General features: G+C 67.8%; 11 protein-coding genes. 3 read left to right on the top strand and 8 right to left on the bottom strand.

Annotation, left to right across the window (positions count from 1 at the left end; all coding sequences use genetic code 11):
• Both SAZ01S_RS15490 and SAZ01S_RS15495 read right to left on the bottom strand, forming a co-directional pair.
• Positions 1 to 431 (bottom strand): OmpA family protein (locus SAZ01S_RS15490; protein ID WP_084583191.1); only part of this gene is annotated, 431 nt, incomplete at its 3' end.
• A complete protein-coding gene (locus SAZ01S_RS15495) occupies positions 428 to 2,245 on the bottom strand; it encodes a cation:proton antiporter (protein WP_084583182.1) in 1,818 nt (605 codons plus the stop codon). The genes SAZ01S_RS15490 and SAZ01S_RS15495, both read right to left, overlap by 4 nt.
• A gap of 203 nt (positions 2,246 to 2,448) precedes the next feature.
• On the opposite strand from SAZ01S_RS15495, the gene SAZ01S_RS15500 reads away from it, so the two are divergent.
• Entirely contained in the window at positions 2,449 to 3,756 is a 1,308-nt protein-coding gene (locus SAZ01S_RS15500) for a cell wall hydrolase (RefSeq protein WP_439951232.1), read from the top strand.
• Here the strand turns inward: SAZ01S_RS15500 and SAZ01S_RS15505 are convergent.
• From SAZ01S_RS15505 to SAZ01S_RS15530, 6 genes are all read right to left on the bottom strand, one after another.
• Complete coding sequence (locus tag SAZ01S_RS15505) at positions 3,753 to 5,555, bottom strand: acyl-CoA dehydrogenase C-terminal domain-containing protein (RefSeq protein WP_084583183.1); 1,803 nt, start codon at positions 5,553 to 5,555, stop codon at positions 3,753 to 3,755. The genes SAZ01S_RS15500 and SAZ01S_RS15505 overlap by 4 nt on opposite strands.
• A gap of 42 nt (positions 5,556 to 5,597) precedes the next feature.
• On the bottom strand, positions 5,598 to 6,026 hold the full coding sequence (locus tag SAZ01S_RS15510) for a MerR family transcriptional regulator (RefSeq protein WP_084583184.1): 429 nt from the start codon (positions 6,024 to 6,026) through the stop codon (positions 5,598 to 5,600).
• A 45-nt stretch (positions 6,027 to 6,071) separates the two neighbouring features.
• Positions 6,072 to 6,437, bottom strand: coding sequence for a hypothetical protein (locus SAZ01S_RS15515; RefSeq protein WP_084583185.1), 366 nt, complete (start codon positions 6,435 to 6,437; stop codon positions 6,072 to 6,074).
• A gap of 73 nt (positions 6,438 to 6,510) precedes the next feature.
• The gene (locus tag SAZ01S_RS15520; RefSeq protein ID WP_084583186.1) at positions 6,511 to 7,008 is read right to left on the bottom strand and encodes a hypothetical protein; all 498 of its coding nucleotides are present in this window, start codon (positions 7,006 to 7,008) and stop codon (positions 6,511 to 6,513) included.
• Positions 7,005 to 7,367 (bottom strand): phosphoribosyl-AMP cyclohydrolase, encoded by a 363-nt coding sequence (hisI, locus tag SAZ01S_RS15525; protein WP_084583187.1) that lies wholly within the window; start codon positions 7,365 to 7,367, stop codon positions 7,005 to 7,007. The genes SAZ01S_RS15520 and hisI overlap by 4 nt, the downstream gene beginning before the upstream one ends.
• Positions 7,368 to 7,591: 224 nt before the next feature.
• Positions 7,592 to 7,840: a DUF7218 family protein gene (locus SAZ01S_RS15530; protein ID WP_084583188.1), complete on the bottom strand. Its 249-nt coding sequence runs from the start codon at positions 7,838 to 7,840 to the stop codon at positions 7,592 to 7,594.
• A 131-nt stretch (positions 7,841 to 7,971) separates the two neighbouring features.
• Between SAZ01S_RS15530 and purF the strand changes: the two genes are divergently transcribed.
• On the top strand, positions 7,972 to 9,435 hold the full coding sequence (gene purF, locus SAZ01S_RS15535) for an amidophosphoribosyltransferase (protein ID WP_084583189.1): 1,464 nt from the start codon (positions 7,972 to 7,974) through the stop codon (positions 9,433 to 9,435).
• A 4-nt stretch (positions 9,436 to 9,439) separates the two neighbouring features.
• Positions 9,440 to 10,150 (top strand): SDR family NAD(P)-dependent oxidoreductase, encoded by a 711-nt coding sequence (locus tag SAZ01S_RS15540; protein ID WP_084583190.1) that lies wholly within the window; start codon positions 9,440 to 9,442, stop codon positions 10,148 to 10,150.
• Positions 10,151 to 10,352: the final 202 nt, after the last annotated feature.

Here is a 10,352-nt window from a genome sequence, read left to right on the forward strand (position 1 = left end):
TCGGCGGGGACGCCCTTCGACAGCAGATAGTCGCGCACCACCTCGGCCCGCTTGCGCGACGCGACCAGGTTGTCGCGATCGTTGCCGCGCGTGTCGCTGTGGCCGCCGATCGTGATCGGGCCACCTGCTGCCAGGGTAGCGTTGCCGAGCATCTCGTCGAGCAGCTTCCTGCCGGCATCGTCGAGCTTGAGCCCCGACGCGCCGAAGGGCACGACAAGATCCACCGGCTTCAGCACGGGCTTTTCCGGTTCGTCCGGCACGACATCGGGCCGCAGGATCGACTTGGGCGCCTCGGCGGCGCCGTTGTTCGCCAGCCCCTCGTCCAGGGCGAGAATGCTCTTGTTCTCCGCCACGGCATTGTCGCGCGACGGCGGACGCGCATCGCACCCCGCCAGTACGCCCAGGAGCGCAAGCGCCGCCCATCTGCTCATGCAACCTCCTCCTGCAGTCGTCGCGCCGCCGGCATGGGCGGCACGTACGAGATGATCGTGTCGCCGGGCTGCGGCGTCGGGCGGCTGGCGTGCGAGAAGAAGCGGAGCAGCCCGCCCTTGCGCACCAGCAGCAGCATGTCCGCCGCATCGGGCAGGTCGGCCTTGGCCGCGTCGAAGTCGAACTGCTCGGTCAGCCGGGTCTTGCGGAAGCTCCAGCCACCCTGCTCGCGCTCGACGATCTCGTCGACGCCGTGCCCGCTGGTGAACAGCGCGCGGCCCCGCAGCGACTCCGGCAACGCCCGGGCATCTTCGTCATCGCCGCCGCTCCCGAGCTGATAGACATTGTCGCGGCCCATCTCATGGGCGAATTCGTTGCAGACCAGCGCGTTATACGCCTCATTGTCGCTCGTGGCGGCAAGCACCTGGAACTGCGACATGTCGAGCCGGTCCTCGGTCGCCTCGGCAAGGATCTCGCCATGATAGGTGGCGATGCCCGCCGAGCGCGCCGGGCGCAGCCGCTGCCAGCTGGTGTCGCAGATCGTAACCGGCACTTCGAGCTGGCGGAGCTGGTCGGCCAGCGCGAGGCTCCACGGCGTCCCGCCGACGATCAGCAGCCCCCGCTCGGTCGCCCCAGTCACCTTGAGCAGCCGCGCAACCGGCCCGATCGAGAAGCCATGGGCGAGGATCGTCGCCACCACCACCGCGAAGGACAGGGTCACGAGGATCGAGCCGTCGCTATACCCCAATTTGTCGAGCCGCAGCGCGAACAGGCCGGAGATCGCCACCGCCACGATACCGCGCGGCGCAATCCAGGCGACCAGCAGCCGCTCGTTCCACGGCACCTTGGTGAAGGCCAAGCTCAGCAGCACGGTGATCGGCCGCACCAGGAACAGCAGCGCCGCAAGGAAGGCGAGGAAGCGCCACTCGAAATGGCGCAGCACCTCGAAGTCCAGCGAGGCGGAAAGCAGCACGAACACGCCGGAGATCAGGAGGACGGTGACATTCTCCTTGAACGGGTGGATGTCGCGCAGCGAATCCAGCTTCATATTGGCGAGCGCCACGCCCATCACCGTCACGGTGATCAGCCCGGTTTCCTGCTGGATCAGGTTGGAGCCGACGAACACGCCGATCACCGCGACGAGCAGTACCGGCGCCTTCAGATATTCGGGCACATGGCCGCGCTGGAACGCCCAGCCGATCGCCTTGGCGACCACATAGCCGATCAGCCCGGCGACGACGCTCGCGGCGAGCAGCGAGCCCAGTACGCTGAGCAACGTACCGCCATCGGCGGAACGGCGGAGATATTCATAGGTGACGAGACCGCACAGCGCGCCGATCGGATCGTTGACGATCGCTTCCCATTTGAGGATCGCCCGCGGCCGCTGCGCGACATTGCTCTGGCGGAGCAGCGGCAGCACCACCGTAGGCCCGGTGACGACGAGGATGCCGGCGAACAGCGTCGCCACCGGCCACACCAACCCGGCCGCGTAATAGAGCGCCAGCGTGCCCAGCCCCCAGCCGATCGGCACGCCGAGCAGCACCAGCCGGGTGACCGCCCCGTCGGTGCGGCGCAGCTCGCGGAAGTTGAGGCTGAGCCCGCCCTCGAACAGGATCAGCGCAACGGCGATCGAGACGATCGGCTCGAGCAGTTCGCCGAACACCGCGTGCGGCTCGATCAGCCCCGCCACCGGACCGGCGAGCACGCCGGCGACCAGCATCAGTGCGATCGCCGGCCAGCCGGTACGCCAGGCGATCCACTGCGCGCCGATGCCGAGTGCACCGATCAGCGCGATGACGAGCGCGGGTTGATGCATGGGTGGGAGCTACCTTCGTTCGTGCGCAATGGGTGGGGGCTGCCCTGCACTACGGTTGCGGCCCCGTATCGGTTCCGCTGCACTGCAGTAACGCCGCCGCTGTTCCCAACGCCGCCGCTTTGGGATACAGGCGGCGTCCCGCGACGAGAGCCCCGCAACCGCCTGTGACGCCCAGCATTTCCGCTCCCCCTTCTCCGCTCTGGCTGCGCCTGGTGACGGGCATCGTCGCGCTTGTCGCGCTGGTGGTGCCGGCCCTGCTGGTGCGCAACGCACCCAGGATGCCGCATCGTGCGCACCGCGTGCCGCCGGTCGCGCTCGCTGCCCGCGTCGTGCCCAAGGAGGAGCTGCCGCCGGTCGAACCGGTTGCGATCGCCGACCTGTCGCCTGAGGATGCCCGCGCCTTCAACGCATCGATCCCGTTCTCGACCGATCCCAATCCGGCCGCCCGCCCCTTCCATCTCGTCGGCAGCGCAGACAGCCAGGAGCGCGCGGTCGACTGTCTCGCCGCCGCCGAAGTCTATGAAGCCGGCGACGATGCGCTGGGCGAGCGCGCGGTGGCGCAGGTGGTGCTCAACCGCATTCGCCACCCTGCCTTCCCCAAGACGGTGTGCGGCGTGGTCTTCCAGGGATCGGAGCGCAGCACCGGCTGCCAGTTCACCTTCAGCTGCGACGGCGCGCTGCTGCGCTGGTCGCCGACCCCGGCCGCCTGGACGCGGGCCCGGGACATCGCGAGGATGGCGCTGCACGGCACGGTGTTCCGCCCGGTCGGTCACGCCACGCATTATCACACCGACTGGGTGGTGCCCTATTGGAGCGCCAGCCTCGACAAGATCGTCGAACTGCACACCCACCTGTTCTTCCGCTGGGCGGGCTGGTGGGGCACGCCGCCGGCCTTCAACCGCGGCTATGTCGCCGACGAGCCCAACATCGCGCTGCTCGCCAAGCTCTCACCGGCGCACCTTGGTACGGCGGCTGCCGACGATACCGGTCCTGTGGGAGATCCCGGCGCCAGCGGGTTGCTGTTCGACGTCCGCAAGGCCGCGAACGCCATTCCGGCCAGCGCGATACCCGCCGCCGTAGCCGGCGACCAGAACGTCTTCCTGGTGACACTGCCCGACGACATGCTGCCGGACCTCTACCCTGCGCTGGCGCTGCGCACCTGCGGCGACCGGCCTTATTGCAAGTTCATGGCGTGGCTCGACACGTCGAAAAAGCCCGCACGACTGCCGCCCACCGGCGACCAGGCCGCGGCGATGTCGTTCAGCTATCTGCGCGACGAGAAGGTGCAATATGTGAAGGCGCTGTGGAACTGCGAACAGTTCCGCCGCCCGACGCCCGCGCAGTGCATGCGCCGCGCGCTCCCGCCCGCGCCAGTCGCCACGCCGACCCCTGCGGCGAGCAGCGAACCGACCCCGCTCGACGGGGTCCGCCGCAAGACACCGCCCGCACAGAACAAGGCCGGCGCAGCGGCACCCGCCACGCCGGCCTCGTCCACCGCCAGCAGCGATTAGGCTGCCTTGAACAGCTCGGGCGCGAGCGCCATCACGCTTTCGCTGCCCGCCTCGATCTTGCGGCGCAGGCCGCTCGCATCCGGCAGGAACCGCTCGGCATAGAAGCGCGCGGTGACCAGCTTGGCCTCGAGGAAGGCGACGTCCTCGGCGCCCTGCGCCAGAGCCTCGCTCGCCGCCTTGGCCATGCGGAGCCACATCAGGCCCAGCGCGACCAGCCCGGTCAGCTGCATATAGGGATAGGCACCCGCGCCGACCTCGTTCGGGTTCTTGAACCCGTTCTGCGCCAGCCACATCGTCGCACCCTGGAGATGGCCCAGCGCCTTCTCCAGCGCCTCGGCAAAGCCCGCGAGTTTCGCATCGCCCTTGGCCGCGGCGACTTCCTCGCCGACGACGCGGAACAAGGCCTGCACCGCCCGCCCGCCGTTCAGCGCCAGCTTGCGGCCGACCAGGTCCATCGCCTGCACGCCGTTGGTGCCTTCATAGATCATCGCGATGCGGGCATCGCGGACATACTGCTCCATGCCCCATTCGGCGATATAGCCATGGCCGCCATAGACCTGCTGGGCATCGGTCGCGACCTTGTAGCCGATATCGGTGCCGACGCCCTTGATCACGGGCGTGAGCAACCCGATCAGGTCCGAGGCGAGCTGGCGTTCCTCCTCGGTCGGCGCGGCATGTTCGAGATCGACCTGGAGCGCCCCCCACAGGCACAGCGCGCGCAGCCCCTCGATCTGCGCCTTGGCCTCCATCAGCATCCGGCGGACATCGGGGTGGACGAACAGCGTGTCGGCCTTTTCGGTCGGCTCCTGCGGCCCGGTCAGCGCGCGGCCCTGGCGGCGGTCGCCGGCATATTGCACGGCGTTCTGGAGCGCGACCTCGCCGATCGCCAGCCCCTGCAGCCCCACGCCCAGCCGCGCCGCGTTCATCATGATGAACATCGCGGCGAGACCCTTCATCTCCTCGCCGACCAGCCAGCCGGTGGCGCCGTCATAGTTCATCACGCAGGTCGAATTGCCGTGGATGCCCATCTTGTGCTCGATCGAGCCGCAGGTCACCGCGTTGCGCGCGCCCAGCGAGCCATCGTCGTTCACCAGGAACTTCGGCACCACGAACAGCGAGATGCCCTTGGTGCTGTCCGGCGCGCCCGGCGTCTTGGCCAGCACCAGGTGGATGATGTTGCTGGTCAGGTCGTGCTCGCCCGACGAGATGAAGATCTTGGTGCCGGTGATGCTGTACGAGCCATCGGCATTGGGCTCGGCCTTGGTCTTGATCAGCCCCAGATCGGTGCCGCATTGCGGCTCGGTGAGGTTCATCGTGCCGCCCCATTCGCCCGACACCATCTTCGGCACATACTTGGCCTTCTGCTCCTCCGAGCCCTTGACCAGCAGCGCCGAAATCGCGCCATGCGCCAGCCCCGAATACATCGCGAAGGCCATGTTCGCGGAGATCATGTATTCCTGGAACGCCGTGGCGACGATGTGCGGCATGCCCTGGCCGCCGAACTCGGCCGGCGCGCTCAGCGTGCACCAGCCGCTCTCGACAAACTGGTCATAGGCTTCCTTGAAGCCGTCGGGCGTGGTCACGCTGCCGTCGGGATGGCGGGTGCAGCCCTGCTGGTCGCCGCTATGGTTGATCGGGAACAGGACCTCGGCAACGAACTTGCCGCCTTCTTCCAGCACCGCGTCGACCACGTCGGGCGTCGCCACCTGGAAGTGCGGCAAATTGGTGTAGCGATCGAGCCCGAGGACCCGATCCAGAACGAAGCGCGTGTCGCGCACAGGCGGGGTAAACTGCGGCATTTCAGGTTCCTCAGTGTTCGTTGGCTCTAGGGCTCGTTGTTCTTAGTGTTCGTTGTCTTTGCTTTTGATCAGGTCGACGAACTGCGCGAGCTCGGCGATATGCGCGTCGATGTCGCGCTTCTGCGCTTCCAGCAGCGCGATACGGTCCATGCAGCGCTCCAGCGTCACCTGGCGCTGGAGCCGGCGGCCGTCGCCCAGGTCGTAGAGATCGATCATCTCGCGGATCTCGGCGAGGCTGAAACCGACGCGCTTGCCGCGCAGGATCCAGGCGAGCCGGGCGCGGTCGCGATGCGTGTAGATGCGCTGGGTACCGCGCCGCTCGGGCGCGATCAGCCCCTCGTCCTCGTAGAAGCGCAGCGCGCGGGGGGTGACCCCGAACTCGGCACACAGGTCAGATATCGAGAAGGCGTCACGATCGGGACGCGGTTCGATCGGCGCCAGGGCCTCGATCGGAGCGGCAGCAGCGGTCATGCTGCTTTTGTAGTTTACCCTTACGTGAACGTCAAGTGGCGCGCGCTAGTTGTTCGGCGCCTTCGAGACCTTGAAGCGGGCACGGACGATATCCTCGTGGAGCAGGATGGCGCGGGTCTGGAGCTCGGCAGCCTCGCTCTCGGTGAGCCCGTCGCTCGACAGCCGCTCGGCGATGTCGCCGTTCACGGTGTCCGCGCGTCCCAACTGGCGCGCTTCGCCGTGGGTGAGCTGGCCGCTGCGCTCGCCGGCGCGGATTTCGCTGCGCGCAGATCGTGGCTGTGCCGGGACATGGATCCCGCGGCCGGCGAAACTGCCGCCGACGCTTGCGGGTACGGGGCCGCTCCAGATCTGGGCGGAGGCAGGGAAGGCAGCCGCCAGGCAGGCGACACTAGCAAGGACCAGAACACGCATCGGCGCTCTCCTGTCATCGCTGCCGATCGGTCTCGGCAACCTCGGCAGAGGGTATCATATGCGGGGACGGCGTCTACTCCCCGCAGAGCGTATGCCCCTCCGCGTCGCGCATCGCCTGCGCCTCGGGCACCGATTCGCCGAGCCGTGCGAACTGCGCACCCGCCAGTGCCGCACGGCCGGTGCAGAGCTGCGCGCAGGCCTTTGGCAACGCGCCCGGCAGCGCGAGGTGATCGCCGTCAAAGCGCGCGGTGAAGCGGCAGCTGCCGTCGGGGCCAAGGCTGAGCGTCAGCCCCTCCCCCTCCCGGCGCGCCGATCCGGTCGCGCGGCAGCCATTGCCCTCGCCATAATCGATGACGATGCCGATCCGGTGCGTGGTGCCTGCGGGCACGATGCAAAGGCGATCGGGCCCGCGCGCATAGGCGCCGGCGATGCTGACATTCTTGGGATCGCGGACCAGCCCGCGCTGGATCGCGGCCGTCTCCAGATCGATCGCCGCGTTCGGCACCGCCACGGGCGACGGGCTGCCGCACGCGGACAGCCCGAGCAGCAGCGCCAGCACGCCCGGCTTCATGCGTCGCGCACCAGCGCTCCGTTCTCGATCCGGCGGTAGAAACAGCTCGGCGCGCCGGTGTGGCAGGCGGGGCCGTGCGGCTCGACGCGCAGCCACAGCGCATCCTGGTCGCAATCGATCCGCGCCTCGACGACATGGAGGAAATGGCCCGAGGTCTCGCCCTTGGTCCACAAGCGCCCGCGGCTGCGCGACCAGAAGGTGGCCTTGCCGGTCTCGAGCGTCGCTGCCAGCGCCTCGGCATTCATATGCGCGAGCATCAGCACCTCGCCGGTGGTGGCATGGGTGGCGACGGCGGTGATCAGGCCGTTGGCGTCATATTTCGGGTCGAGCATGGCGCCCGTTTCGCGGTTGTCGGTCACGGGACGCGATGTAGCCGGGATGCGCCTGCGCGTCACCCTGTCCGTCGATCATGAGAATATGGAACAAAAGAGAAACAAACACTGTCCTACAGCACGCTTTTCTGCTAAGCGAGGGATCATGGGCATGAACACGGATCCGCGCGGGCCCCAGACAGTGCAGGTGCCGCGCGCGCCCACCCCCCGAGTCCTGTCGTTTCCGCGGAACTTTCGGAACTTTCGCCGGCTCAGTGCTTCCGGATCGCCTTCACCAGTTCGGCCTTGTCCATCTTGGATCGCCCCTCGATGCCGATCGCCTTGGCCTCGTCGTACAGTTCCGCCTTGCTGCGATCCTCCAGCGTGCCGCCGCCCGAATCGAGACTCCCGTTCGCCTGCGCATTGGCGATCCGCGCGGCCTTCTCCTTCGAGGCGCCTTCCTCCCGAAGCTTCTCGTAGAGATCGTCATTCTTGATCTGTTTGCCGTGATCCTTGGCCATGATCGCGCTCCTTTCTCAGGGGGTTAACCTGCAAAAAGGGTAAACGCTCCTTTTCCCTGTTACAGACCGGAGACAAACCGGGAGGAAGCGCCTATATGCCCGCCAATCGCTCCCGTTCCCCCCGAGGGCCAATGCTTACCACACACCCGTTCGATGACGACAAGCTGCGCGAAGAGTGCGGCGTATTCGGCGTTTCCAACAGCGAAGGCGCGGCCGCGATGGTCGCGCTGGGGCTGCACGCGCTCCAGCACCGCGGCCAGGAGGCAGCGGGCATAACCAGCTGGGACGGCCATCAGTTCCATACGCACCGCGCGATGGGCCATGTCGCCGGCAATTTCGACCGCGACGACGTGATCCGCTCGCTGCCCGGCCTCTCGGCCTGCGGCCATGTCCGCTACGCCACCACCGGCGGCTCGGCGATCCGCAACGTCCAGCCGCTCTATGCCGAACTGGCCAGCGGCGGCTTCGCGATCGCGCATAACGGCAATATCTCCAACGCGATGCGGCTGCGGCGCGACCTCGTCCGCCGCGGCGCGATCTTCCAGTCGACCTCGGATACCGAGGTGATCATCCACCTCGTCGCCACCTCGCAGTACCGCACGCTGATCGATCGCTTCATCGATGCGCTCAAGCAGGTCGAGGGCGCCTACTCCCTCATCGTGATGACGCCCGAAGGCATGATCGCCTGCCGCGATCCGCTCGGCATCCGTCCGCTGGTGATGGGCCGCCAGGGCGAATCGATCGTGTTCGCCTCGGAGACCGTCGCGCTCGACGTGTGCGACGCGCAATATGTCCGCGACGTCGAGCCCGGCGAGCTGGTGATCGTCAAGGCCAATGGCGAGATGACCAGCCACAAGCCGTTCGCGCCCCAGGCGCCGCGGCCGTGCATCTTCGAATATGTCTATTTCTCGCGCCCCGATTCGATCAGCGACAATCGCTCGGTCTATTCGGTGCGCAAGGCGATCGGTGCGCAGCTGGCGATCGAATCGCCGGTCGAGGCCGATCTCGTCGTGCCGGTGCCCGATTCGGGCGTGCCGGCGGCGATCGGCTATGCCCAGCAATCGGGAATCCCGTTCGAGCTCGGCATCATCCGCTCGCACTATGTCGGCCGCACCTTCATCCAGCCGGGCGACAAGGTCCGCCACCTCGGCGTCAAGCTGAAGCACAATGCGAACCGCGAGCTGATCGCGGGCAAGCGCATCGTGCTGATCGACGATTCGATCGTGCGCGGCACCACCAGCCTCAAGATCGTCCAGATGATGCACGATGCCGGCGCGAAGGAAGTGCACATGCGCATCGCCTCGCCGCCCACCCGCCACAGCTGCTTCTACGGCGTCGACACGCCCGAGCGCGCCAAGCTGCTCGCCGCCAAGATGGACGTGGGCGGGATGACCGACTTTATCCACGCCGACAGCCTGGCCTTCGTCTCGATCGACGGCCTGTACAAGGCGCTGGGCGAGGCACGCCGCGCGGACATCCACCCGAAGTACTGCGACGCCTGCTTCACCGGCGACTATCCGACGACGCTGACCGACCAGGACGAACTGGCGCCGCCGCCGGACCAGCTGGCGCTGCTCGCCGAGAAGGTCGGCTGAGCCGGTGAGCGACGGGCCGCTGGCGGGACAGACCGCCCTCGTCACCGGCGCCAGCCGCGGCATCGGCGCGGCGACGGCGATCGCGCTCGGGGCTGCCGGTGCCCATGTCATCCTCACCGCCCGGACCGCGGGCGGGCTCGAGGAAGTCGAGGACGCGATCTTCCAGGCCGGCGGCAACGCGACGATCGCACCGCTCGACCTAGCCGAGCGTGACGCGATCGGCCGCCTCGCCGGCGCGATTGCCGAGCGCTGGCCGGCGCTCGACATGCTGGTGCTCAATGCCGGCATGCTCGGCACGCTGAGCGCGGTGAACGCGATCGACTTTGCCGAGTTTGCCAAGGTGCTGACGCTCAACGTCAGCGCGCAAGGCGCGATGCTGGCGGCGTTCGATCCGATGCTCCGCAAGGCACCGGCCGCGCGCGTGCTGGGCGTCACCTCCAGCGTCGGACGCACCCCGCGCGCCTATTGGGGCGTCTATGGCGCGTCCAAGGCGGCGTTCGAGAACCTGCTGCTCAGCTATGGGCACGAGCTGGAGAATGTCAGCCAAGTCCGCGTCGGCATCGTCGATCCCGGCGCCACCCGCACCAAGATGCGCGCGCGCGCCTTCCCCGGCGAGGATCCGGCGACGGTGAAGGCGCCCGAGGTGGTGGCGGAGCGGATCGTCGCGCTGATGACCGAGGGCTTCGAGCGCGGGCATTTCGAGCGGGTTGGTTGAGACTCGGGAGCTCGCGTGCGATCGAGACCGCTTTCAGGTGCAAAAGCATGGCTGACGCGGGGTAGCACGCGGACGAGCCAGTTTCGTGCGAAAAGCGTGGATGGCGGCCATCGCGAAAATCATGGTGCGCCGGCAATCGATGCGGGTAGTGCCCGATCCGCAGCAAGCGGCACCCGATCAAGAGGTCTGGGATGACGACGGA

This window comes from Sphingomonas azotifigens NBRC 15497 (assembly GCF_002091475.1).
Lineage (GTDB): Bacteria > Pseudomonadota > Alphaproteobacteria > Sphingomonadales > Sphingomonadaceae > Sphingomonas > Sphingomonas azotifigens.

Excerpts from the sequence above, each read along its gene's own strand:
- SAZ01S_RS15495 (WP_084583182.1), bottom strand. The coding sequence starts at position 2,245 with ATGCATCAACCCGCGCTCGTCATCGCGCTGATCGGTGCACTCGGCATC.
- SAZ01S_RS15505 (WP_084583183.1), bottom strand. The coding sequence starts at position 5,555 with ATGCCGCAGTTTACCCCGCCTGTGCGCGACACGCGCTTCGTTCTGGAT.
- SAZ01S_RS15510 (WP_084583184.1), bottom strand. The coding sequence starts at position 6,026 with ATGACCGCTGCTGCCGCTCCGATCGAGGCCCTGGCGCCGATCGAACCG.
- SAZ01S_RS15515 (WP_084583185.1), bottom strand. The coding sequence starts at position 6,437 with ATGCGTGTTCTGGTCCTTGCTAGTGTCGCCTGCCTGGCGGCTGCCTTC.
- SAZ01S_RS15520 (WP_084583186.1), bottom strand. The coding sequence starts at position 7,008 with ATGAAGCCGGGCGTGCTGGCGCTGCTGCTCGGGCTGTCCGCGTGCGGC.
- SAZ01S_RS15530 (WP_084583188.1), bottom strand. The coding sequence starts at position 7,840 with ATGGCCAAGGATCACGGCAAACAGATCAAGAATGACGATCTCTACGAG.
- purF (WP_084583189.1), top strand. The coding sequence starts at position 7,972 with ATGCTTACCACACACCCGTTCGATGACGACAAGCTGCGCGAAGAGTGC.